18 protein-coding genes are annotated in these 25,473 nt (G+C 57.4%); 10 read left to right on the plus strand and 8 right to left on the minus strand.

The annotated features are described in order from the left end of the window. Positions 1-58: 58 nt before the first annotated feature. Positions 59-1,081, minus strand: a complete 1,023-nt coding sequence (locus tag FHG12_RS07375) for an amidohydrolase family protein (RefSeq protein ID WP_139515121.1) — start codon at positions 1,079-1,081, stop codon at positions 59-61. 33 nt (positions 1,082-1,114) lie between these two features. Then, positions 1,115-1,645: a 3-hydroxyanthranilate 3,4-dioxygenase gene (locus FHG12_RS07380; RefSeq protein WP_139515122.1), complete on the minus strand. Its 531-nt coding sequence runs from the start codon at positions 1,643-1,645 to the stop codon at positions 1,115-1,117. 150 nt (positions 1,646-1,795) lie between these two features. On the opposite strand from FHG12_RS07380, the gene FHG12_RS07385 reads away from it, so the two are divergent. After that, positions 1,796-2,587, plus strand: a complete 792-nt coding sequence (locus FHG12_RS07385; protein ID WP_139515123.1) for an SDR family oxidoreductase — start codon at positions 1,796-1,798, stop codon at positions 2,585-2,587. Positions 2,588-2,678: 91 nt separating this feature from the next. After that, a complete protein-coding gene (locus FHG12_RS07390; protein WP_139515124.1) occupies positions 2,679-3,401 on the plus strand; it encodes a glycosyltransferase family 2 protein in 723 nt (240 codons plus the stop codon). A gap of 74 nt (positions 3,402-3,475) precedes the next feature. Here FHG12_RS07390 and FHG12_RS07395 read toward each other — a convergent pair whose 3' ends face one another. Beyond that, the gene (locus FHG12_RS07395) at positions 3,476-4,033 is read right to left on the minus strand and encodes a carbohydrate binding domain-containing protein (RefSeq protein ID WP_139515125.1); all 558 of its coding nucleotides are present in this window, start codon (positions 4,031-4,033) and stop codon (positions 3,476-3,478) included. Between the two features lie 213 nt (positions 4,034-4,246). Here FHG12_RS07395 and FHG12_RS07400 point away from each other — a divergent pair, with 213 nt between their 5' ends. From FHG12_RS07400 to FHG12_RS07415, 4 genes are all read left to right on the plus strand, one after another. Continuing rightward, the gene (locus tag FHG12_RS07400; RefSeq protein WP_139515126.1) at positions 4,247-5,218 is read left to right on the plus strand and encodes a glycosyltransferase family 2 protein; all 972 of its coding nucleotides are present in this window, start codon (positions 4,247-4,249) and stop codon (positions 5,216-5,218) included. 40 nt (positions 5,219-5,258) lie between these two features. Further along, positions 5,259-6,734 (plus strand): aldehyde dehydrogenase, encoded by a 1,476-nt coding sequence (locus FHG12_RS07405; protein ID WP_230471318.1) that lies wholly within the window; start codon positions 5,259-5,261, stop codon positions 6,732-6,734. Positions 6,735-6,884: 150 nt separating this feature from the next. Next, a complete protein-coding gene (locus FHG12_RS07410; protein ID WP_165699327.1) occupies positions 6,885-7,625 on the plus strand; it encodes a glycosyltransferase family 2 protein in 741 nt (246 codons plus the stop codon). Then, positions 7,622-9,982: a hypothetical protein gene (locus FHG12_RS07415; RefSeq protein ID WP_139515128.1), complete on the plus strand. Its 2,361-nt coding sequence runs from the start codon at positions 7,622-7,624 to the stop codon at positions 9,980-9,982. The genes FHG12_RS07410 and FHG12_RS07415 overlap by 4 nt, the downstream gene beginning before the upstream one ends. 113 nt (positions 9,983-10,095) lie before the next feature. Here the strand turns inward: FHG12_RS07415 and FHG12_RS07420 are convergent, their stop codons facing one another. The 3 genes from FHG12_RS07420 to FHG12_RS07430 form a co-directional block, all read right to left on the minus strand. Further along, the gene (locus FHG12_RS07420) at positions 10,096-11,265 is read right to left on the minus strand and encodes a PIG-L family deacetylase (RefSeq protein WP_165699328.1); all 1,170 of its coding nucleotides are present in this window, start codon (positions 11,263-11,265) and stop codon (positions 10,096-10,098) included. Between the two features lie 223 nt (positions 11,266-11,488). Continuing rightward, positions 11,489-12,961 (minus strand): energy transducer TonB, encoded by a 1,473-nt coding sequence (locus FHG12_RS07425; RefSeq protein WP_139515130.1) that lies wholly within the window; start codon positions 12,959-12,961, stop codon positions 11,489-11,491. Between the two features lie 90 nt (positions 12,962-13,051). Next, positions 13,052-15,274 carry a S9 family peptidase gene (locus FHG12_RS07430; protein ID WP_139515131.1) on the minus strand — a complete coding sequence of 741 codons (2,223 nt, stop codon included), beginning with the start codon at positions 15,272-15,274 and terminating at the stop codon, positions 13,052-13,054. Between the two features lie 247 nt (positions 15,275-15,521). Here FHG12_RS07430 and FHG12_RS07435 point away from each other — a divergent pair, with 247 nt between their 5' ends. Both FHG12_RS07435 and FHG12_RS07440 read left to right on the plus strand, forming a co-directional pair. Continuing rightward, complete coding sequence (locus FHG12_RS07435) at positions 15,522-18,209, plus strand: M14 metallopeptidase family protein (RefSeq protein ID WP_230471319.1); 2,688 nt, start codon at positions 15,522-15,524, stop codon at positions 18,207-18,209. A 125-nt stretch (positions 18,210-18,334) separates the two neighbouring features. Further along, positions 18,335-19,297, plus strand: a complete 963-nt coding sequence (locus FHG12_RS07440; protein WP_139515132.1) for a hypothetical protein — start codon at positions 18,335-18,337, stop codon at positions 19,295-19,297. A gap of 74 nt (positions 19,298-19,371) precedes the next feature. Here the strand turns inward: FHG12_RS07440 and FHG12_RS07445 are convergent, their stop codons facing one another. Together FHG12_RS07445 and FHG12_RS07450 are read right to left on the minus strand one after the other, a co-directional pair. Then, positions 19,372-20,883: an OmpP1/FadL family transporter gene (locus tag FHG12_RS07445; protein ID WP_139515133.1), complete on the minus strand. Its 1,512-nt coding sequence runs from the start codon at positions 20,881-20,883 to the stop codon at positions 19,372-19,374. Between the two features lie 71 nt (positions 20,884-20,954). Beyond that, positions 20,955-22,250, minus strand: coding sequence for a hypothetical protein (locus tag FHG12_RS07450; protein ID WP_139515134.1), 1,296 nt, complete (start codon positions 22,248-22,250; stop codon positions 20,955-20,957). A gap of 186 nt (positions 22,251-22,436) precedes the next feature. Between FHG12_RS07450 and proS the strand changes: the two genes are divergently transcribed. Beyond that, a complete protein-coding gene (gene proS / locus FHG12_RS07455) occupies positions 22,437-23,912 on the plus strand; it encodes a proline--tRNA ligase (protein WP_139515135.1) in 1,476 nt (491 codons plus the stop codon). A 148-nt stretch (positions 23,913-24,060) separates the two neighbouring features. After that, positions 24,061-25,470 carry an APC family permease gene (locus FHG12_RS07460; protein ID WP_139515136.1) on the plus strand — a complete coding sequence of 470 codons (1,410 nt, stop codon included), beginning with the start codon at positions 24,061-24,063 and terminating at the stop codon, positions 25,468-25,470. Positions 25,471-25,473: the final 3 nt, after the last annotated feature.

The raw sequence follows: 25,473 nt of genomic DNA on the forward strand, positions 1-25,473 counted from the left end.
AGCCTGCTTCCCTGCTAACGCGTTGCCAAGATTTTGGCTACTCTCCCACCCAACGCTTTTACGCGAAGGTTCGGGCAAAATGCTCGGCCTTTAGCCCGAGCCACGTCAGCGCGTTGGCACCCAGCATTTGGGCCTTTATTTCGTCGGAAAACGGCATAGAACGAATGAGCTGACCGGGTTCGAGCTCGCCTAGCGGGAAGGGATAATCGGAGCCCAGCACAATCTTATCGGAGCCCAAGGTCTTCACCAGGTACTCCAGTATGGCCGGGTCGTGTACCAGCGAATCAACCCAGAACCGGCCCAAATATTCGCGTGGGTTAACGGGGTTATCCACGGCGCACAGATCGGGCCGGACCCGAAAGCCGTGCTCTATCCGACCGATAGTAGCCGCAAAGCTGCCGCCGCCGTGCGCCACCGCTACCCGTAAGCGCGGCAGCCGCTCGAGTACCCCGCCAAAAATCAGCGAACACAGCGCCAGCGTGCTTTCGGCCGGCATCCCAACCAGCCACGGCAGCCAGTACTTCGGCATTTTTTGCTGGGCCATCATGTCCCAGGGATGAATAAATACGGCCGCGTTCAGCTCCTGCGCCGCCTCGAATACCTCAAAAAGCTGCGGGGCGTCGAGATTCCAGTCGTTGACGTGCGAGCCGATTTGAACGCCGGCCAAGCCCAGTTCCTTCACGCAGCGCTCCAACTCGCGCACCGCCAAGTCGGGCGCTTGCATGGGCAACGTACCCAAGCCCACGTAGCGGTCGGGGTAGCGGGCTACTACGCTGGCAATGTGGTCGTTGAGCAGTTGGCTCAGGTCAAGCGTATCGTGCGGCTTGGCCCAGTAGCTAAACATAACCGGCACAGTACTAAGCACTTGCACATCCACTCCGAATTCATCGTATTCACGCAGGCGCACGGCGGGGTCCCAGCAATTGTCCTGGATCTCGCGGAAGAACTTGTCGTCCTGCATCATGCGGGCGCAGCAGGGCTTGTGGTGTTCGAGCCGGATGAAGCCGCCGTAGCCGTAGCGCTCGCGCAAATCGGGCCAGCGCTCGGGCAGGATGTGAGTATGGATGTCGATTTTGAGCACGAAAGGCGAACGTGGCAGGTGCGTAAGAAATCCTTAGTCGGCCTTGGCGGGTGTAGGCGGCTGCATCACGGTGCCGCAGTTCTGGCAAGTGCGCTTTTCTTCCGACTGCCAAAAGCGGTTCATGATGGGCGGCAACTGCTGCACAATGTCCGTGATCTCGGCAAATTCTTCGTAGAGCTTGTGGCCGCAGTTTTCGCAATACCACTGAAACCCATCGAGTTCGCCGGCCTCGCGGTAGCGCTCGAGCACCAGCCCCACAGTACCGGCGGGGCGTTGGGGCGAATGCGGTACGCCTGCTGGCAGCAGGAACATTTCGCCGGCCCGCACCGGGATGTCAACCGGTTTGCCATCCTCGATGATGCGCACCACAATGTCGCCTTCCAGTTGCAAAAACAGTTCTTCGCCTTCGTCGTAGTGGAAATCCTTGCGGGCATTGGGGCCGCCCACAACCATCACGATGAAGTCTTTATTGTCTTTGAATACCTGCTGATTGCCGACGGGCGGCTTCAACAAATGCCGGTGTTCGTCGATCCACTTTTGAAAATTGAAAGGGCGGGCTACCATTTTCTGAACGAGGGCTGAAAGTGAGGAATACGTAACGGGGCGGCGCTAGACGGGTGACGGAAATTAAAACAATAAATGCGAGCAATGTCGCGGCGGCCTGCTTTTCTTGCGGGCCCGGTATTTTTCACTTTCATTCTTAATTAGGAAAACATGGATCTGAATCTTGTTTCGCAACGTGCCCTGGTGGGCGGTGGTACGCAAGGAATTGGGCGCGCCGTAGCCGAAGAGCTGGCCCTGGCAGGAGCTACTGTTACGCTCTTGGCACGCAACGAAGCCAGCCTGCAACAAACTGCCGCCGAACTGCCGACCCCAAACGGCCAAACCCACGACTACATTATTGCCGATTTTTCGACGCCTGATGTGCTGGCGCAGCAGCTCAGCCGCTATCTGGCCGCGCACCCCGAGGGCTTCCATATTTTGGTAAACAACACGGGCGGCCCGGCTGGCGGCCCCATTATAGAGGCTTCGGTAGATGCTTTTCGGGCAGCGTTTGAACAGCATGTAGTGTGCAATCACCTGCTGGCGCAGGCCGTGGTGCCGAGCATGCAAGCACGGGGCTACGGGCGCATCGTCAACGTGATTAGCACGTCCGTGAAGCAGCCCCTGCCGAACCTGGGCGTATCCAATACCATTCGAGGAGCTGTGGGCAACTGGGCCAAAACCCTGGCTAATGAATTGGCAATCAATGGCATAACGGTCAACAACGTCTTGCCGGGCGCCACCGTTACGCAGCGCCACACCTCTTTGATTGAGAAGAAAGCCGAACAAACCGGCCAGTCCATCGAGCAGATTGAGGCCGGCATGCGAAAGCAGATCCCGACCGGCCGATTTGCTGAATCCAAGGAAGTAGCAGCGGCGGTTGTTTTTCTGGCGTCGCCCGCGGCCGGTTACATCAACGGCATTAATGTGCCCGTTGATGGCGGGCGCACAGGTAATTTATAATAATTTATAGGACGAAAGTTGTATTGATTATTAAATTTCTTATGTTTATGCTCTCGCCTCTTATCTAGCTATCACCTAAAGCTCTTGCATATTGGTTAAGTTCGACACACTCTCGATCGTCATTCCTGTATATAACGAAGCGCGCACTATCCATCAAATCCTGGATCTGCTACGCGAATTGGAACTGACAAATCACATAAAAAAGGAAATTATCCTAGTCAACGACTGCTCCAGCGACAACTCGGCGGAGGTAATTTCGGCTTATGCGGCGGCGCACCCGGCCATGGGATTGCGGCTGTTGCAGCACACCGTCAACCAGGGCAAAGGTGCCGCGCTGCACACGGGCATCCGGGAGGCTACCGGCGACTACGTGATTGTACAAGATGCTGACTTAGAGTACGATCCGGAAGAGTACAACATTCTCATCAAGCCCATTCTGAAAGGCTTTGCGGATGTCGTATATGGCTCGCGCTTTATGGGTGGCAAGCCGCACCGGATTCTCTTCTTCTGGCACAGCATCGGCAACAACCTGCTCACGTTCCTGTCCAACATGTTCACCGACCTGAACCTGACCGACATGGAAACCTGCTACAAGCTCTTCCGCCGCGACATCATTCAGGGCCTGCAACTCGAGGAAAAACGCTTCGGCTTCGAGCCGGAAGTCACGGCCAAAGTCTCGCGGGTGCCCAACATTCGCCTCTACGAAGTCGGTATCAGCTACTATGGCCGTACTTACGCCGAAGGCAAAAAGATCGGGTGGCGCGACGGTTTCCGGGCCATTTACTGCATCATGAAATACGGCTTTCTGGGCTAACGGCTAAGCAAAGAAATTTTGCATTTCTACACAAGTGATTGACAATCAATTACTTGTGTAGAAATGCGTTTCATCTACCGATCACGCCGAATTTCCATGTCATCGACGTACACGTTTTGCGGGCTACCGTTGCGCCAGAGATAAAACTTGAACTGATTGGTAACAGCGACGGTGTCGGGCAGGGTGAAGGTTTTGCTGATGTGTTCCCATTCCTGGAAATGCTTGATTTCCTGAAGCAGCTCGATTCGGCTGTAAAACACCTTGGTTTCGTCGGAAGCCGACCGGTTTAGCGTGACCACGAGGCTGGCAGTGGCGGTGCGGTCGGGTACCCACACCCACGCCGAAACGGTAAGCTGGCTGGGCTTGTGCGGCGACATCAGGCCCAATTCGCGGGAGTAACCCGTGCCGTATTCGTTGTCGGGGCCGACTTTGACGGAATACTTGCCCGAATGCGCCCGCTCGTTGGTGATGTTTGACGTGTTGAGGTCGCCCCAGCCCAATACATTCTCGAAGTCGTTGAAAGCAAGGCGGTTGGCATCTGTTGCGACGGTCGCAGGCGGCTCGTCTTGGGAGCACGCCGCCAGTCCGGCAAAAGCCGGAGCAATCAGCAACAAACGCAGAGGGGTTTTCACGAAACGGCGCGACTAAGAGGTGAAACGGGGGCGGATACACCGTAAAACTAGCCAAATTTCGCAGGGCACAGAACCTCAGTCGGCGCCCTGTCAGCCGAGTTTCGGCCGCCCGATTGTGAGGCCGGGGATTTCTTTTGTTACCTTAAACTTACTTTTAGGCCTTCGCTGAAGCTGCTTTCGGCTTCTTCCGTTTCTACTCTTTCCCGCCGCGCCGTGCTCTCCCCCGTCGACATCTCCATTGTCATTCCCATCTACAATGAAGAAGCCAACATTCCGGCTCTCTACGACCGCTTGCGCAGCGTGCTCGACCCTATGGGGCGGACCTATGAGTTTGTGTTCGTCAACGACGGCTCGCGCGATCAGTCCCTAAAGCTCATCCGGCTGCTAGCTGACCGCGACGAGCGCGTGCGTTACATCGATTTCAGCCGCAATTTCGGGCACCAGATTGCCGTAACGGCCGGCCTCGACTTGGCGGCCGGCAACGCGGCCGTCATCATCGACGCCGATTTGCAGGACCCGCCCGAGCTCATTCCGCAGCTCTACAAGCGCTTGCAGGAAGGCTTCGAAGTGGTGTACGCTAAGCGCCGCACCCGGCAGGGCGAAAGCGCGGCCAAAAAGTACACGGCCAAGCTGTTTTACCGCCTGCTGGCCAGCATCACCAACATTTCGATCCCGGTTGACACCGGCGATTTTCGCATCATTTCGCGCAAAGTGATCGATGCGCTGAAGATGATGCCGGAACAAAACAAGTTCATCCGCGGCCAGATTTCCTGGATTGGCTACCGCCAGACCTACATCGAATACGACCGCGCCGAACGCGCCGGCGGCCAGACCGGCTACACGTACCGCAAGATGATCCGGTTGGCGCTAGACGGCATCACGGGCTTCTCCGACCTGCCCCTGAAAGTGGCCACCATCAGCGGATTTCTAGTGTCGGGCATCGCGTTTCTGGTCATGCTCTACACGCTGTATTCGCGCTTCATTACCGGCGACTACCAGCCCGGTTGGGCCTCCCTGATGGTCAGCATCCTGTTTTTGGGTGGCGTGCAGCTCATTGCGGTGGGCATTATTGGCGAATACATCGCCCGCCTTAGCGCCAACGTGCGCCAGCGGCCGCTGTATATCATTTCCGATACCAACATTCCGCTTCCGGTCGAGCAGCCGCAGCACTCAGACCGCGCATAGCATCTGTATATGATTGATAGTCAGTTATATACAGAGGATAATGATATACGATTCCACTTCTCCGCCTGGCTTTATGCTGCAAATCGAGAATTTCATCAACGGCCAGTTTGTGCCGCCGGCGTCGGGCAGCTACTTCGATAACATCGAGCCCGCGACTGGCCAAGTGTACGGCCGCATCCCCGACTCCGACGCTACCGACGTGCAGCAGGCTGTAGCGGCGGCTGAGGCCGCCTTTCCGGCGTGGCGCGCTTTGGCCGCCGAAAAGCGGGGCCGCCTCTTGGTGCGCATTGCCGAGCTATTGGAGCGCGACTTAGAGCGCCTGGCCCGCATCGAGAGTATCGACAACGGCAAACCGCTGGCGGCGGCCCGCACCCTTGACATTCCGCGAGCGGCCAGCAACTTTGCGTTTTTCGGGACGGCGGCGCAGCATTTTGCCTCCGAATCGCATTTCCAGGAAGGCCTCGCCCTCAACTACACCGTACGGCACCCGTTGGGCGTGGTGGGCTGCATATCTCCCTGGAATCTACCACTTTACCTTTTCACCTGGAAGATTGCGCCGGCCCTGGCAGCGGGCAACTGCGTGGTGGCCAAACCTTCGGAGATCACGCCGGCCACGGCCTATTATTTGGGCGAACTCTGCCAAGAAGCCGGCTTGCCGCCGGGCGTGCTCAACATTGTGCACGGCACCGGGCCGCGCGCTGGGCAGGCCATTGTCGAGCATCCTGCGATTAAAGCCATCAGCTTTACGGGCGGCACGCGCACCGGTGAGCACATCGCCCGCACGGCCGCGCCCATGTTCAAGAAGCTGTCGCTGGAGCTGGGCGGCAAAAATCCCAACCTCATTTTTGCCGATTGCGATTTGGCCACGGCGGTTCGCACGAGCATTCAATCCAGCTTTTCTAACCAAGGCCAGATTTGCCTCTGCGGCTCGCGCATCTTCGTCGAGCGCGCGATTTACGAACCGTTTAAGGCCGAATTCTTGGCGCAGACCAAGGCTCTTACCATCGGCGATCCGCTGGAAGAAAGTACGCGACAAGGCGCGTTGGTGAGCGAAGCCCATCTGCACAAAGTGCTGTCTTACATAGAGTTAGCCCAAACCGAAGGCGGCACGATGCTGGCCGGTGGGCACCAAGTACGACTGACTGGCCGTTGCGCCGACGGTTATTTCCTCGAACCGACTGTGTTTGAAGGCCTTGCCCCCGATTGCCGCACCAACCGCGAAGAGATTTTCGGCCCCGTGGTGACGCTCACGCCCTTCGACACCGAAGCAGAGGCCATCGCCTGGGCCAACGGTACCGACTACGGCCTGTCCGCCACCGTCTGGACGCGCGATCTGGATCGGGCGCACCGCGTGGCGCATCAGTTGCATTCGGGCATCGTGTGGGTCAATACGTGGTTGCTGCGTGATCTGCGTACGCCTTTCGGCGGCATGAAAAGCTCCGGCGTCGGGCGCGAAGGCGGGCTGGAAGCGCTGCGCTTCTTTACCGAGCCACAGAATGTATGCATTAAGTTATAAGCGATTGTATATCAATTAATTACATACAAATACATGTTGCTTTAAACAAAATAGCTCGTCTGTTATTCCTTTACCCACGCGGGTTGTAACTGAGCGCTCAGCCATTAAAACAATTGTCGGATATTTGCGCCCGGTTTGACACACACTTCCTTGTCCGCTTCCCATTCAGATCCTGCCTCCACTCTGGCCTTAGTGCTGCCGTGCTACAATCCGCCTGCGGGTTGGGCGACCAACATATTGGAGAGTTTGGCGCGTTTGCAGCCGTTGCTGCCGCCCGCTACGGCGGTGCATTTGTACCTCGTCAACGATGGTACGGCCAGCGTAACGGCTACGGACCTCGAGTTGCTCCGACTCCGGCTGCCGCAGTTTACCTACCTCAATTACCCCGTCAACCACGGCAAAGGCTATGCCCTACGCACGGGCGTGGAGCAGGTGCAGGAGACCATCTGCCTGTTTACGGATATCGACTTTCCCTACGAAGAAAGTAGTGTGGCGCGGGTGTACGAAGCCCTGCGCACCAACAGTTGCGACGTGGCCGTAGGTACCCGTGATGAGGCATATTATGTGCACGTGCCACGAGGTCGCACGCTCATTTCCAAGATGTTACGGCGCAGCACGCGGTTTTTACTAGGCTTGGCCGTGTCGGATACGCAATGCGGCCTGAAGGGCTTCAACCGCCGGGGCCGCGAAGTATTCTTGCGCGGCCAGATCGATCGTTACCTCTTCGATTTGGAGTTTATTTTTCTGGCTTCCCGGCCTGCCGCCAAGCTGCGGGTGAACCCCATTCCGGTGCGGCTAAAGCCGGGGGTGGTGTTTTCGCGCATGAGCCCGAAGATTCTGGTGTCGGAAAGCGGCAGCTTCCTTAAAATCCTTTTGGCCCGACTTACGTGAGTGCGCGCACTGCTTTTCGGCCGGCCGGCTGGCTTTGGCATGTACTTGTATTACTGACGCTTATCCTACTGGGCGCGGTGTTGTTTGGGCCGGTGTTCTGGCATCCGGGGCAGTTTCTGTTCAGCCCCATCGAAGACGGCATCAAAAACTATTACACGGCTTTGTGGTATGTGCACCACGATGCGGCCTGGTGGTTTACAGGCATGAATTACCCTTTCGGGGAGCACGTCGTGTACACCGACAACCAACCGCTGCTGGCTTGGGTGCTGGCGGCCCTGCAACGGCACGGCGTGGCGGTAAATGTAGTGGCGGTGTTCAACACAACGATGCTGCTGGCCCAACTGCTGAGTGCGCCACCGCTGCTGGCTTTGTTGCGTCGCTGTCGGCTGCCGGCTTGGTACGCAGCCACGGTTACGGTGCTCATCGTGCTTTTAGCGCCCCAAATGGAGCGACTGTTGGGCCATTATGCCCTCTCCTATGCCTGCGTTATTCCGACGTTGTGGTATCTGGTAGTGCGCGCTACGGAAGCCGGGCAGAAGGGACGTTGGTACGCGGTGTATGCTTTGGCAACGCTCTTTTTTGGGTGTTTGCACCCGTATTATTTTCCCATCAGCGCGCTGTTGTTGCTGGCTTATTGTGCCGTAACGTGGTGGCAGCTACCTGACGGCTGGAACTGGCGGCGGACGCTGCGCTTCTGGCTGCCGGTGCTGATCACGGTAGCGGTGCCGATGGCGCTGTTTCAGGTGGCGCTGGCCCTCTCTGACCCGCACGCCGCCGACCGCCCCAGCAACCCCTACGGCTTCTTTGCCTACAGCAGTTCGGTGTGGAGCGTGTTTTTTCCGGTAGAAGAGCCAATCCGCGGGTGGTGGAAAAGCATCTTTCATACCCCCGACCCTACTTGGGAAGGCCAAGCCTACGTGGGCCTGACCGGAACATTCATCGCCCTCGCTACGCTCGTGCGAGTGGGCTTTCGGCTGGTGCGCCGCCAGTGGCGCCGGTTGCAGCGACCAGCATTGCCCCCCGTGCTGCGCGTGAGTTTGTGGGCTGCATTGCTAATCCTCTTATTTTCAATGGCTTGGCCATTTCGGTGGGGCCTCGAAGGACTTGTGCCTTACTTGGGACCCATCCGCCAGTTCCGTTCGCTGGGGCGCTTCGCCTGGATATTTTACTATATCTACTCGGTGTATGCGGCTTACGCGCTGTATCAGGCTTCCCGCTGGCTGCGGCTGCGGCAGCAGCCCAAATGGGGCCTCGCGTTGCTGACGACTGGCTTGCTGCTCTGGGCTGCGGAAGGACTGTTTAGCGCCGGGCACAAGGCGTACAAGATCCAACACCCCCAGCGGGGCGCGGGGCGGATGTTGCCTGCCGCGGCCGCTGGCTCGCTTACCTATCCGAAGCACTTAGCTGAAACCAATTCACAATCTGTTGATTATCAAGCAATTATACCCATACCGTATTATGCTTTAGGCAGCGAAGTGTTCTCCATTTTTCACAGCGACTCCAGCTCGTACGAAAGCATGCGGGCGTCGCTGGAAACGGGCTTGCCCATTGCGGCTACTATGCTTTCGCGCACGCCTTTGTATCAGGCACAAGCCATACAGCAGCTGCTCAGTCACCCGGCCATCGACAAGCCGCTGCTCGCCCGCCTGCCCGACCGCCGGCCTTTTCTGCTGGTAGTTGCGGCCAATGCGCCGCGCGATTCGGCCGAAAATGCCTTGCTGGCGCGCGCGCGTATTCTTTACCGCGATTCGGCGGTATGGCTGGCGGAATTACCGCTTGCGCAGCTGGAAGCTCGGGAGAAGTATCTGGCTGACTTTCAACAACAAGCTTCGTTGGTAGCTTACTCAGGCTATTGGGCTTCGGAGCCGGCCCCGCAAGTAGTGCACCGCAGCTTCGATGCGCCGGACGCAGCTTTGGCTTTCCCTAACAATGTTGCGCCCTTGCTGGGCACCGGGGCGCAAGCCGTGCGGCGCGGTGGGTTATTGCTAGCCAACCAACCCATAACCCAACCGGGGCTGTATGAAGCCTCCGTTTGGGCCTATGTGCGCACCGAAAAGCTACCGACGCTGCACATGAGCCTGCTCGAAGCGGCTGGTGCTGTGGCAGATAGCAGCGTCGTGGAAACCAAATACAGCACCGATATTCTCGGCGATTGGGTGCGGCTTACCGCGCGGGTACAGGTCAGGAAGCCCGGCCAACGGCTCCGGGTGTGGGTGCAAGGCCGCAAGGTGGTTATTGATGAGTTTGAGCTTCGCCCGGTAGCGGCAACTATCTGGCGCCACGAGCCTACTAAAGGCACGCTCGTTCGTAACAACTACCCGCTACTCGCGATGCCACCTTTTAAGCCGACGAAGTAGCGATTCGAGTCCTGCTCCAAACGTAAATCATTGTTATAGAATTACTTGCAACAAGCAAAACGCCGGGCTCCCCAATGTGGGAAGCCCGGCGTTTTGCTTATACTATCTAGTTCTTAATGAGCCACTTGCATCCTGATTTGACGGCGTTCGGAGCCTACTTGCAGCGAGCAAATGTACTGGCCGCTGCTCGGAAACTGGTTGGCGTCGAGCCATACTTCGTAGCGGCCAGCAACCTGCTTTTTCTCCACCAGCGTAACGATCAGTTTGCCCGTAACGTCAAATATGCGCAGCAGCACCGGGGCCGAATTAGGCAGGTAATAGGCCACCAAACTTGACTGGTCGAAGGGGTTGGGATAATTGCCTTCCAGTGTTAGCTGCACGGGCTCTACGGTCGCTGTATCGGCTGAGGTAGCGGGCATCGGCACGGAATGGGCAGTAGCTGGGCCAGGCTGAGAAGGTGTGTTGGGAACGTTGTGCCGCAGACGGAAATACTGCCGGCCGATCCATACCAAATGTTCTTTGTTCCAGCCTGAAGGCTGCCCGGCATCGCTGATGGCTTTGCAATAGGCTGAGTACAAGGCCGTTTGGTTGGCCGTTTGATCCAGTGTCAGGTTTACCTTTTCCTTCGATGCGGAGTATTCCTTGTACAAATGCTGGCGACAATCCATGTCGTCGGAGGCAACCCGTGCGAGAACCCCAGCCATCATATGATCGGGATGATCGTCGGGGTTGCGGACTTTATCCAGGTCGGGAGCATTGACCCACACGCGAGCCCCGTCGTTGATTTCGCGCTTCATCAGTTGCTGCACCGTGCCCACCAAGTCGCCCCACGACGTATAGGTTGCCGTTTTGTCGAGGCTGGTCAGGCTGGTGATTTTCTTGTTTTTGAGCTTGGCAATTGTCTCAAAATTCGTGCGCGGGTAGCCATCGCCTTTGTAGCCGCCATCGGGCAAACGGAAGAAGTAGGCCGCGGTATTTTTGTACCGGTACATGGCTACCTCGTGTTTGTTGATGGTTTGGGTGCCAGCTGGTGGCAGGGCCTCACTGGAAGCCGATAGGCAGGTAGCAGCCTGAATGGCGTTGAGGCAGCCGGTTTCGCGGCTCTTCCAGTAGGTATCGCCCAGATCGGCGGCCTGCCCAGCGGTTAGGCAAATAAAAATAACCTTCGTCCGCCGGCGCTGCACATCATCGTAAGCATTGCTGCCCATGAATAGCTGCCAGTCGTCCTGGTGAGCAGTGATGTAAAAAACAACATCTTTTGGCTGGCCGGCCTGCGCTTGCACGCGGCTTGTCAGGGAAAGTAATAAACCAAAGCCAAGAAGGAACGCAGAGAATAGTCTTTTAACCATACACGCATTTAGGTGTAACAGGTAGAATCAGAGCGGAGTCCGGAAGCCACCACACAGAATGTGAGAAGCTTAAGTTCCCTAAAGTTATGGTATCGGAGTGATATATTTTAGGAAGGGCACAATTTTTTTACGATTTATTATACAAAATAATATCCCATTAGTTCAATTTACTCAGCATTCGCTCTAGTTCATCGAGCGTAGTTTCCTTGAACTGGATCTCGGTGAGGGGCTGCCCTGTGGTAGTTTCTTGCAAAGCCAGATACGGAATCCCGTTATCGTAACGCATGGCAACCAGAGTAGCGCGTTGGTTGGCAGGCACATTATCAAAGGCGTAACCATTGTCTTGTGCCTGGCCTTCCAGCACGGTTTTGTGCCCCCGAAATACGAGGCGCACCGACGTGCTGGCATCGGCCACAGCCGGCACCAGCAAGCTGGCTTTAGCACTAACTGATTGCCACAAGCGGGCGCAAGTAAGCCACCCCAACCGCTTGGTAGTGAACACGTATTGCGTAGAGTTTGGGCTTTCCGCGGCGCTTGCTCCGGCATCAGAAGGCTCGGCCGCCACAACCGAAAGGGCCGCGCTGGTAGAGTCGGCGGTCGTGGCCATGCCGGGCTGAAAGGAGAAGCGAATGGGCAACGTCATCTTTACCTTCACAAACTGGCCGTCGTGCTGGCCAGGCGTCCAGTGGCCGGAAGTTTGGCGCAGCACGCGCAGCACTTCCTCGTCGCAGCCGTCGCCGATGCCGCGCAGAATTTTGGGCGAGGTCACGCGGCCGGCTTCATCTACCACAAAAGAGGCGAAAACCACGCCCTGGGTTTGCTTGGCTACGGCTTCTGGCGGGTAGCGCACTAGCTTGTTGATGTCGGCGGGGCCGCGGCCATAGGCAGGCATGCGCTCGGCATCGGTGAAAACCTGCTCGGGTGTAGTTTCTACGGTTTCGGCAGCGGCCCATTGCGTAGGCTGCTTGCGCCCGAGGCCGTAGTAAAGCTGCATGGCCGGTTCGCGGCGTTTAACGGGCAGCTCGAGCTGGTAGGTGCGGCCGTCGGCTAGTTGCAGAGGCTGCCCATATGTAGTAGCCCGCACAAGCACCGCACCACCCGTTTCAAGTAGCTCGTTATCAAGTGTTTGCGTTTGCAGATTTGACAGGACCAGATCGGCCTTCGTATAACATTCTTTGAGCTCGACCCATACCGAACCGCTGGGTCGGGCTTGTTGGGCATCGACGAGCGCACCGGCCGGAATGCGCACCACGGTTCCTTCACGTCCGCGCACTTCGGCGGGGCGCGTCGGATCGATCTGGAAGTATTCGCTGGCTTTTAGCGTCAGATCGGCGAGGCGGGCGTCGGTGGGTGGCGGGGCCGTCGTATCCCGGCTGGGCGCGCGCAACGTGCCCCGGCGGTACACGATCAAAGGGGCCGTTAGGTTGGTGCGGCGGCCGAGTTTATGCCAGGTATCCGAGCTGGAAACCAGCGCGGTCAGGCGGCCCGTATCGGGGGCCGCGTCCAGGGCGGTGCTGTCGGTGGGAGTTGGTTGCTGCGGTTCGGTGTGAGTAGGTTTATCGGGCTGACAGGCCACTGCGGCCAGGCCCAGACTTAGAAGAAAGAAAAAGCGGCGTTTCGTTCGGAGCATACACGGAATGGTAATCAACGCGAAAAGCTACGAAGAAACGCCGCCCAAAGTACTATTCTTATAAATATCAGGACATTTTAGAGCCCGCTTTTACAAGTTCTTCAGCACGAAATCCGTCATCTGGCGGTAGAGGTGCAGCCGCGTGTTGCCGCCGTAAATGCCGTGGTTGCGATTGGGGTAATACAGCGTCTGGTAATCCTTATTTTCCCGAATCAGAGCATCAACCCAGGCAATGGAGTTTTGAAAATGCACGTTGTCGTCGCCGGTGCCGTGCACTAGCAAGTACTTACCTTTCAATTGGTTAGCAAACTGCACGGGCGAGTTCTCGTCGTAGCCGGCTGGGTTTTCCTGCGGCGTTTTCAGAAAGCGCTCGGTATAGACGGTATCGTAGTAGCGCCAGTTGGTAACGGGCGAAACCGAGATGCCCATCTTGAACAGGTCCGCTTGCTTGGTCATGGCCAAGGCCGTCATGTAGCCGCCGTAGCTCCAGCCCCAGATGCCGATGCGGGCTTTGTCGACGAAAGGCAGGGTGCCGAGGTATTTGGCGCCTTCGCCTTGGTCGATGGTTTCAAGCTTGCCCAGATTGGCATATGTGGCCTTCTTGAAGGCCGCCCCGCGCGCACCCGTGCCGCGGTTGTCAATGGACACCACGATGTAGCCATTTTGGGCCAGCATCTGATGCCACAGGTAATCAGTAAACGCCAGGCCGGCGCCGGCGTCGTCCTTCACGGTTTGGGAGCCGGGACCGCCGTACACGTACATCAGCACCGGGTACTTTTTGGCAGCGTCGAAGCTGGCGGGTTTCAGCATGGAGCCGTTGAGCGTGACGCCTTCCGTGGTTTTAAAAGTGAAGAAGTCGAGCTTGCCGAGATTATACTGAGTAAGCGTCTGACGCAGCGGGGCGTTGTCTTCCAGCACTTTCACCAGCTTGCCGTCGCTGCCGCGGCGCAGGCTTACGGTAGTCGGGGTGCCATTGGAAGAACGATAATTCAGGTAAAAGCGGCAGTCGGGGCTCATGTTTACCTCGTCGGTGCTGGAGCCGGCTTCGCTGAGGCGAGTTTTGCCTTTTCCCTTCAGACTAACGCGGTAGAGGTGGCGCTGCAGAGGCGAAGCCTCGGTGCTCGTGAAGTAAATCAGGCCGTGCTCTTCGTCGAACCCATCGATTTCCGTCACTTCCCATGCCCCTTTGGTGAGCTGCGTGACGAGCTTGCCCCGCAGGTCGTAGAGGTAAAGATGGCGGTAACCATCTCGCTCTGAGCTATATACAAAGTGCTTATTATCGGATAGATACCGCAAATCATCATTTACCTCAACGTAGGCGTTGTCGGTGTCCGTGAGCACGACTTGGGTTTTGCCGGTGGTGGCGTCGGCGTGCAGAATCTCCAGTTTGTTCTGCAAGCGGTTCAGGCGGCGGATGCTGAGCAGGTTAGGCGTCTGCGTCCAGTTGATGCGCGGGATGTATTGGTTTGGCTCGGGGCCCACGTCCATTTTGGTGGTGCGGCCAGCGGCTACCTCGTAAGCCGAGATGCTGACAACGGAGTTTTTCTCGCCGGCTTTGGGGTATTTGTAGCGGTAATCAATCGGGTACAGCGGCCCCCATATCTGCATGTTGTACTCCGGCACCTGGCTTTCGTCGAAAGTGTAGAAGGCGATTTGCCGGCTGTCGGGCGACCAGAAAAAGGCCTGCGCAAACTCAAATTCCTCTTCGTACACCCAGTCGGTGCTGCCGTTGATGATGTTGTTGAACGCCCCGTTGGTCGTGACGGCCTTTTCCTGCATGGTAGCTAAGTCCGTCACAAACAAGTTGTTATCACGCACAAAAGCCACGCGCTTGCCATCGGGTGAAAACGTGGCGTAGCTCTGTTTGTCGCCGGTGCTCAGGGGTACCATTTTGCGGGTGCCGCGGTCGTAAACAAAATAGTAGGCCCGGCTCGAACGCCGGTAAATGGGCTCGGTATCGGTGCTGAACAGGATTTTCTTCTCGTCGGCATTGAAGGCGTAGTCTTCGGCCTCGATGAGCTGATTGCTGCCCGTTACCTGCATGGCATCACGCGCCACCAGGGTTTGCACCGGCTGGCCCGTGGCCACGTCGTGCTGCACAAGGCTGCCGTTGTCGAGCGAGGAATAAAAGCGGCCGTCGCGCATCCAGTTGAAGCCCGGCACCGAGCGCTCCTGAAAGGTGGGTTTGGCCCATATATCTTCGAGGGTAATGGCTTGTTTTTGCTGCGCCATCGCCACGGGGGCAGTAAGCGGCACGAGTGCTGGGCTGGCTGTAGCAAGCAGCAGCGCCAGACCAAGGGAGCGTAATTTCATTGAGTAAAATAGTCGGAGAATAGGGGCAAGAATGCCCGCGTTAAAGGTAAAGACTAAACCGGGGCAGCAAAGAATGCACGGCGCACTGAAAGCACCGAGAAGCGGCCAGCCCGGAAACGTATCTTGCCTCGCCAATCGGTCTTTTTTGCTCTGCTACTCTGCAAGTTGGGTCCGCTATGTTAAGTTGCGGCATCCACCCTCGGCCAGAAGATAATTTGGCCGATTAAATGCGCTTTCCTCTGATCTTATGAGAAAACTCTACGGTTTGCTGCTGGCTTTGCTGGTGGCACTTGCGGGCCAAGCCCAGACCAAACCCAACCTGGCGTATTACCTGCCCCAGACGGTAACCTACAACCCGGCTATTCCGACGCCCGCCTCGGTGCTGGGCTACGAAGTGGGCGAGTGGCACGTAAGCCACGACCAGCTAGTAACCTACATGCGCGCCGTGGATGCCGCTTCCGACCGCGTTACCCTCACCGAATACGCGCGTACCCACGAGCACCGGCCGCTGCTGCTTCTCACCATTACGTCGCCGGAAAATCAGCGCAACATCGTCCAGATCAAGGCGGATCACCATAAACTGACCGACCCGACCGTGTCGGGACAACTCGATGTGAGCCGGATGCCGGTCGTGTTCTGGATGGGGTACAGCGTGCACGGCAACGAGCCGAGCGGCACCAACGCTTCGCTGCTGGCCGTGTATTATTTGGCCGCCGCACAAGGCCCAGCCATCGATGAACTGTTGCGTAACACCGTGGTGCTAGTCGACCCCAGCATCAACCCCGACGGCATGACTCGGTTTTCTACATGGGTGAACTCGCACCGCAGCACCAACTTAGTAACTGATCCTAACAACCTGGAACAGAACGAAGTATGGCCCGGTGGCCGCTTCAATCATTATTGGTTCGACCTGAACCGCGATTGGTTGCCGTTGCAGCACCCCGAGTCCAGGGGCCGGCTCAAGCAGTTCCACGACTGGAAGCCCAACCTGCTCACGGACCACCACGAAATGGGCTCCAACTCGACGTTCTTCTTCCAGCCGGGCGTGCCTTCGCGCAAGCACCCGCTCACGCCCGACCGCAACTTTGAGCTGACTCAGAAAATCGGGGCGTACCACGCCAAGGCGCTCGACAAAATCGGTTCGCTCTACTTCACCGAGGAGAGCTACGACGACTTTTATTATGGCAAGGGCTCGACTTACCCCGATGTGAACGGCGCCGTGGGCATTCTGTTTGAGCAGGCCAGCTCGCGTGGTCATGCCCAGGAAAGCACTAACGGCGTGCTGCGCTTTCCCTTCACGATCCGCAACCAAGTAACCACCACGCTCTCGTCGTTGGAGGCGGTGCAGGCGATGCGAACCGACCTGCTGAGCTATCAGCGTGATTTCTACCAAAAAGCGGCCCGCGAAGCCAAGGGCCAGAACGTGCGGGCGTACGTATTTGGTGCCGAACAGGATCCGGCGCGCTCCTACGAGTTAGCCCGCGTGATCCGGCAGCACCATATTGAGGTGTACCGGCCCAAAACGGCTATCAAGTTGGATGGCCATACTTTCGGGCCCAGCGATGCCTACGTCGTGCCCACGGACCAGCCGCAATTCCGGCTAATTCAGGCCATGTTTGAAGAGCGCACCAAATTCCAAGACAGCATTTTTTACGACATCTCGGCCTGGACCCTCCCCCGCGCTTTTGGGCTGAACATGGCCGCAGTAACAAAGGCTTCAGCCAGCGGCTTGCTGGGCCAGCGCCTCGACAGCGTAAGCTTCCCCACGGGCCGCGTGATCGGCGACAAAACCGCCTACGCATATGCCTTTAGCTGGCACGGTTACTATGCGCCCCGCGCGCTGAACGTGCTGCTGGCCCGTAAGTTAGCCGTAAAAGTGGCCACCGAGCCCTTCTACATCGGCGACCGAAAAATGGACTACGGCAGCATCATGGTGCCGGCAGGTTTGCAAACGATATCTGCCGACACGTTATATGCCCTGATGCAGCGGATAGCTGTCCAGAACGGGCTCGAGGTAATGGGCATTGGCACGGGCTTGTCGCCACAGGGCCTGAAGTTGGGCAGTGCCAATTTTGTGACCCTGAAGAAGCCGGAAATCCTGCTGCTGGCTGGGCCGGGTGTAAGCCCTACCGACGTAGGCGAAGCGTGGCATCTGCTCGACAACCGCTTCGGCATGACGCCCAGCCTGATAGCCCCCGAAACCCTGGACCGCGTAAACCTCGACCGCTACACCGTTATTGTGGCTTCGGACGGAGCATATGGGGGCATTACGGCCGCGGCCCGCGAAAAGCTACGGGCCTGGGTACAACGCGGCAATACGCTGCTGGCGCTCGGCAAGGGTGCCAAGTGGTTGTCAGACAATGGTTTATCAACTACTAAGTTTAAAGCCAATGGGCCAACGCCCATTTCGCCCGCGCCGACAACCGCGCCGGTGCCCCAACCCACCCAGCAGCCCAAAGCAACGACAGCCGCCCGCGCCAAGTCGGCCCAAACCAAGCTGCCGCCGTCGGGCATGCTGCCTCAGCTTCCGTACGTGGGCATGCGAAATGCGGCCAGCGCGCAGGAAATTACCGGAGCCATTTTTCATGCCCGCCTCGACCTGACGCACCCGCTGGGCTACGGGTTTGAGAACCCGGATGTTTATCTGTTCCGCGACCATACGGTGTTTATGGAACGCTCGCCCGGCTCGTATGCCAACCCGCTGATGTACACGGAGCACCCATTGGCGAGTGGCTTTATTTCCAAAGCCAACGAGCTGAAGCTGCGCGGCACGGCCGCCGCGGATATTGCCGACCTGGGCGCCGGGCGCATCATCTCGCTGACAGATAATCCTAATTTCCGCGCCTTCTGGTACGGCACCAACAAGCTGTTTCTCAACAGCATCTTTTTCGGGCAGTTGATGCGCGCTACCGGCACTCCGGCCGCAGACGAATAATAACCCGTTCTCTGAGGCAATAAATCGGGGAATCGGCGTGTTCCTCTGGTGCTTGCTTGTCACTTGCGGTGGCTTGCGCCACAAACTCAGGCTACGTTTTGCCAGTATCTCCGACCTTTGCCGCTATGCGCCTTCGTTTGCTTCTGCTTTTCCCCTTTTTGACGTTGCTTCTGAGTACTTGCCAACCCGCGCTGGAGCCGGGCCCGCGCTTGAGCTTTGTGAGCAACGCCCGCTACAACACCGGCAACCGGGTCGTCAGCAGCCCCGGCGACACGCTTACCACCAAGATTTATGCAAGGGCGGCCGACGACGATTCGCCGTTGCAGCGCGTGCGCATTTTGGTCAAGTATCAGCCTCGTAAAGAGCCTATTGTCTATCCCAACGCCTACAATCCGCTGACGGACCCGCTAGCGACCCCGGAAGCCGAGTTTGTGTACATGGACTCGGTGCTATCTCCCCAGAGCGCCAAGGAATTCAGCTTTCAGCACACGTTCGGCATTCGCACCACTTCCGGCCAGGAAACTTGGACGTACGAAGCCACGGATGCGAATACCACGCCGCGCACGGCCAGCAAAAGCTTCCGCCTGACCATGCGCAACCTGGATTCGGCCCTGACTTATCATCGCTATACCATTCGGCTGCAAAGCCCCCGCAACTACGATTCGCGTCGGTTTCTGTACGCGTTGGCAGGCCTGGCATTTCCGAAATTCTCTGCATTCCGAAACCCTGCTATTCAAGGACTTATAGATTTCGTGTACGTCCCGAACTCCGACGGCACCATCAGCTTAGCCTCACCCACTGATGCGGCTCTCAAGATTCCGTGGGCAACGAAGCGCGCCACCGAACTGGGCAGCACGAAGCTCACCGAAACGGAGTTTTCCGCCACCGACACCCCCGCTAAACTGCTTGGGCGTTTTACGGAAGCCGTGGCCTTTCCTACTCGTACCCGCACGGGCGCCTTGGTCAAAGGGCAGGTTATTGCATTTCGCACGGCCGGCGCCGAACCCAAACCGGGCCTGTTGCTGGTGCAGGACATCGTCACGACGCCCTTCCCGGCCTTGGTAGTGCAGATCCGTATAGCTAAGTAATTGACATTCAGATGGATAATAAAAAGGCCGCCCCGAAACCCGGGGCGGCCTTTTTCATGAGGAAAAGCTTCAAACTAAAAAACGAAACCTACCGTTGCTGAAGTAGTGAACTTTGTGCCATTTACGTTGATAGTTGGCTCGTTACCAGCATTTAACGTGTAGGGCTGATAGAAACGCTTATCGGTGTTATACACGCCGGCCAAGTCCAGGAAGAAGTTCTTCTGCCGCAAGCCTACGCCGCCTGTAAAGTAGTTGCGGGTACGGTCGAAGTCGCTGTTTTTAAACGGATCGCCGTAGCGAGCATAGCCCAGCCGGAAACGGAAGATGTCGTACCGGGCTTCGCCGCCAAGCCGCAGGTTGAGGGCCGATTGATACAGGTTGCGGATGTCGTCGTTCTGCCGGTCGAAAGCGCCGGTAGTGCTGTTGCCGGAGTTGTCGGTGTTGAGGCGTGCCTGCCCGTAGTTCACGTACTCGGCGTCGCCGGTCACAAAGCCATACTTGCCAATCACAACCGAAGCGCCCACTGCCGCCCGGAAAGGCGTGGTAATGTTGTAGGTATACTCGCCCGGCTGGGTGCTTACGGCCGCCGAAGTGATGGTGTTGTTGGTATCGACGGCGCGGTTGAACGTGGTATTCAAAGAGGTGCCGTACGTATCCGTCAGCTTCGAGAAAGTAGGCGACTGCACCGAGGCGCCCACCCGCACGTAATCACTGGCGCGATAAATCAGGCCGATGCGGGCATTGAAACCGGTGCCTTTCGTGGTCACGTAATCGCGCAGCAGCAGGTTATTGAACTGCGAAGCGGCGTTGTCAGTGCCTTCCCGAAACTCACGCGTCAGGTCGTAGCGCGTGGTCACGATGCCAATGGCTCCGCCCACGTACAGGCGGTCGCGGTAGCTGGCGCCGTAGCCGAAATCGTACTGCATCTGCGAGCCTGTAGAGAGCACCGTTTCGCTGACGTTGATGGGTCCTTGCCGGCCCACTGTGAAGATGCGGCCGTTGTTATCGAAGTCCGTTAGGTAGCCGCCGTAAGCCAAGCCGTCGAGCGTGGTGATATTCTCCCCATTCTGGCCGTACTCAGCATCCAGTTGGGCCTGGGTAGCTGGCGACTCGCGGAGGTATTGGAAAAACGACCGGTTCTCGTCGACGGTACCCCGGTAACGGAAACTGGTGTTGAAATCGTTGACGCGGGTAACCCCGATGGCAAAAGTCCCGGCGCGCCAGTCAGACGTGTTATCGTCGTCGGGCAGCCGGTTGGTAAAAGCAATGCCGATGCCGCCGATGTGCAGGCTGTTGCGCGCATCACTGGTCTGGCTGCCGAGACCGGTGCTTTTCGTGTTGCCAATGCCCACGCCGGGCGTGAAAGTCACTTCCGACTTCTGGTACAGGCCCAGGCCCGCAGGGTTGCTGCTCAGGCTGCCTAAGTCGGCGCCCAAAGCGGTAGTAGCGCCGCCAATGCCCAACGTGCGGGCCGAGCCGCCAAACTGTGTCCGCGAATAGCGCAACGCATCACTTGCATCTTGGGCAAAGCCGTGGCTTGCATAGCCCATCAGAGCTATACCAAGCCAGTATTTGAGGTTTTTCATGAAAGGGAAAGGAAGGTGGCCGGCAATGCCGGCCGTTCACATTCAGCTACTTCTGATTTGGTCAGGACCGCTCACTGCAGGCGGCCACGGCCTCCACTGCGCGGGCTGCTGCTGGGCGAAGGTGACGAAGAGGGTGATGAGAAAGAACCACCGCCCCGTGAGGGCGAATCGAAAGAGCGCGAAGGCTGTTCGTAAGAACGCGAAGGTTGCTCATAGGAACGCTGCGGAGGGCTGTAGGTACTTTGCTGCTGCGAGCGTGAGCCCGAAGACTGGTCTCCCCCACCACCAAAGAGACGGCCCCGACGGGGCTGGCTGTAGTCCTGAGGCGTAGCGGCCGGCTGAGTGCCAGGCTGGCTGGTAGCAGCGTCATCCATCACGCGCCACCGGCGCGTCCGGCCACCCGAGTTGTCGGCGGGCTGGCCTGTTGAATTGACGGACTGATCGGTAGTGCTTAACTCACGGCCGCGGGTGCGGTCGGGTTGGGTATAGACGCCTTGGGGCTGCGAAGCCGCATCGGGAGTAGTAGCCAAACGACCACGGCCGCTAGCCGGTGCCGGCGTACCACCCGACAACACTTGGTCGCCGGTAGAGCTTACGCCGCCTCCAAGACCGCCCGAGCGGCCACGGCCAACATTGGCCCGGCCTTCCGTGACCGCGTCGCGGCTCCGGTCGCGGCGCGGTCCGTAATACACGTTGCCGCGGTTGCCGCGGTCGCCGTAGCTGTTTCCGCCGTAATAGCTATTGCCGCCGTAGTAGCTACCTAAGCCACCATAATATCCTCTGCTATAGCCATATCCGTAACCATAACCGCTATAGAAAGGGTCGTAGATGCCGTAGCTGCTGTAGCCATAGCCCCACGGACGGTAGAACGGACGGCCAAACCCAATGTTGATGTTGAGGCCGCCGTAATAGTACGGGCTGTAGAAAGGGTCGTAAAACGAGCCATAATAGCCTGGCCCCCAGCCATAAGGCGAGAAACCACCGCCGTAGAAGAACGGATCGGTGTAGGCAAAATCATAGTACCCTAGGCCCAAGCCGCGGTACGGCTGGTTGAAGCGCCGCAGGCGCTGTGCGTAGCTGTAATCGTCGTCGTAGTACTCCGAGTTGCTGTTGCTGCGGGCCGAAGAGTTGTTGGAGTCGCCATTGTACTCCGGGTTGGCATCTTCCGAAGATTGCCCTTGAGCTGTTTGGGCTTCATTACGGCTCGCCAAGGCCGCTTGAGCAGCCGGCGTCAGGGCCGTACGGTCTTTGGAAGAATAGTATATACCGTCGCTCTCCGTGGTCGAAGTAAGCGCCGACGTACCCGCGCAGCCCCCCAGCGTAAGCAGGGCCAGAGCGGGTAATAAAGCGTTTAGATAATTTTTCATGGCTGCTTACGCGTAAGGATTGATCCGAAAAGAAGGAGAACGAGTGAAGCCCCGGGTACAACCGCTTTGCGGGCGGATTGCTCCGGTATTATAACGTAATTTGGCACCGAAACGGTGCCCGAACTATAAGGCAAATCTTATACCATTTCGGGAATGATTTGCCTTTTACCCAAAGATACTCCGATCATGAGCAAAAGTTTGCCGAAGCGCAGCGAAGATTACTCTCTCTGGTACAATGAACTGGTAAAACGCGCTGGCTTGGCCGAAAACTCGGCCGTACGCGGCTGCATGGTTATTAAACCCTATGGATACGCAATCTGGGAGAAAATGCAGCGCCAACTGGACGATATGTTTAAGCGCACAGGCCACCAGAATGCCTATTTCCCGCTGTTTGTACCCAAAAGCCTATTCGAAGCCGAAGAAAAAAATGCCGAAGGCTTCGCCAAAGAATGCGCCGTCGTAACGCACTACCGCCTCCAGACCGACCCAGATAATCCGGGCAAGCTCCGCGTCGACCCGAACGCCAAGCTGGAGGAAGAACTGATTGTGCGCCCCACTTCGGAGGCCATCATCTGGAGTACTTACAAAAATTGGATTCAGAGCTACCGCGACCTGCCGCTGCTCATCAACCAATGGGCCAACGTGGTACGCTGGGAAATGCGCACCCGCTTGTTTTTGCGCACCGCCGAGTTTTTGTGGCAGGAAGGCCACACGGCCCACGCCACCGCCGAGGAAGCCCTGGCCGAAACGCGCCAGATGCTGGACGTGTACGCCGAGTTTGCCGAAGAATGGATGGCCGTGCCCGTCGTGAAAGGCGTCAAAACGGAGAACGAGCGCTTCGCGGGGGCTTTGGAAACCTATTGCATCGAAGGCTTGATGCAGGATGGCAAAGCCTTGCAGGCCGGCACTTCGCACTTTTTGGGGCAAAATTTCGCCAAAGCGTTCGACGTGCAGTTTGCCAACAAAGAAGGCGGCCTCGAGTACGTATGGGGTACGTCGTGGGGCGTCAGCACGCGCCTGATGGGTGCGCTCATCATGGCCCACTCCGACGACGAAGGCCTGGTGCTGCCTCCCAAACTGGCTCCTATTCAAGTAGTTATCGTTCCGATCTACAAAACCGGTCAGCTCGACGAACTCTTGGAGCGCATCCGGCCGATGCAGATGGGCTTGCTGGAACGTGGCATTTCGGTGAAGGTCGATGACCGCGACACGGAGCGCCCCGGCTTTAAGTTTGCCGAGTGGGAGCTGAAAGGCGTGCCCGTGCGGGTTGCCGTCGGCATGCGCGACCTCGACAACGGCACCGTGGAAGTAGCCCGCCGCGACACAAAGGAGAAGATGAACCTGCCGCTGGCCGACATCGTGAACAGCATCGACCAACTGCTACACGACATCCAGACGAATATCTACCGCAAGGCCCACACCTTCCGCGAGGCGCACACCACGCGCGTTGACACCTACGAGGAGTTCAAGCAGGCACTCGAGGGCGAAGGCGGCTTCGTAGTGGCGCACTGGGATGGCACTTCCGAAACCGAGGAGCGCATCAAGGACGAAACCAAAGCCACCATCCGGTGCGTGGCCCTCAGCGAGCCCGACGAAGACGGCGTGGACATGCTCACGGGCAAGCCCAGCCCGCGCCGGGTGTATTTCGCCCGCGCTTATTAGAGGCTGGCATAGCGGCGTTGGGTATTTCAACAGCAAGGCCCCTGAAAATTTCAGGGGCCTTGCTGTTGAAATTATATCTATTTTGTCTGAAGTAGCCCGAAAACAGCCTACGCTATCCAATTTGTAATCGCCTCACTCACAAGCAAATATGAGCAGCCCCCAACTTAACCGTGTGCTTGGTTTGCGCCTCGTGATTGTGGTCGTGATCGGCAATATATTGGGCTCTGGGGTGTACAAAAAAGTGGCGCCCATGGCCGCCGAATTACACTCCTCGGGTTGGATATTAATCTGTTGGTTGCTGGGGGGCATCATTACGTTGCTCGGCGCACTGAGCAACGCAGAAGTAGCCGGGCTCCTGGCTGACACCGGCGGCGAGTATGCGTATTACAAAAAAATATACAATCGCTTTTTCGCTTTCCTTTTCGGCTGGTCCTTATTTGCGGTTATTCAGACTGCGGCTATTTCGTCGCTTGCTTACGTGTTTGCGCAGTCTTTTAACAGCATCATTCCCTTGCCGCCGCTGCTGGCTTCGCTAGCCGATTTTAGCATCGGCGGGGTATTTTATCCCTTCGCCGACTTTAATGTTAAGCTTACAGCCATCGTGCTGATTGCGCTGCTTACCTGGCTGAATACGAAAGGCATCAAAACCGGCGCCGGGGTAAGCACCGGGATTCTGGCTTTGGTGTTTGTCGGCATCTTTACCATCATTGCCTTTGGCTTAACCAACGCGCATAACCCCTTGGTTAGCACCCTGCAAACCAAGACGAATACGGGAGCGCCCGTTACTCTAAGCAACATTTTTACCGGCATGCTATCCGCCTTTTGGGCGTATCAGGGCTGGGCTTCCATCGGGTATATCGGCGGCGAAATCAAGGACGCGAAGGCTACTATTCCGAAGGGCATTGCCATTGGCGTTCTGATTATCATCGCTTTATATCTGCTCGTAAATGCCACGTACCTTTCGCTGCTGCCAGTAGCCGAACTAGAGCAGATTTATAAAGCCGGAAATAAAATAGCCGCTGTAGAAGCCGTAAGAAGTTTTTGGGGCTCAAACGGGGCTTTATTTATTTCTACGCTTATTCTGATTACCACCCTTGGGTGCACAAACGCCTCTATTTTATCAGGCTGCCGACCCTATTTTGCGATGGCACGCGAAGGCATGTTTTTTCCGAAAGTGGCGCAATTGAATCAGGCAAACGTGCCGGCCAATTCGCTGCTTTACCAAGGCATTTGGGCTAGCTTATTGGTCTTGTCCGGCACGTTCGACCAGTTGACGGACATGATCATTTTTGCCGTTTTTATTTATTATGGCGCTACTACACTGGGCGTTTTTATTCTGAGGAAGAAAATGCCGGACGCGCCGCGCCCGTATAAAGTATGGGGCTACCCCGTCGTGCCGGCCATCATGGTTGTGTTTTGCGCCGGCCTCGTAATTAACACGACGTTTGCGCGGCCGCGCGAAGCCGCCATCGGGCTGGTGCTCATGCTCACCGGCGTGCCCATGTACGCGTGGTTTGTTCGCAAGCAACAGACGGCCGTGCCGGAAAAAACCTACTAATTA

Origin of the sequence: Hymenobacter jejuensis, assembly GCF_006337165.1 — a bacterium.
GTDB lineage: Bacteria > Bacteroidota > Bacteroidia > Cytophagales > Hymenobacteraceae > Hymenobacter > Hymenobacter jejuensis.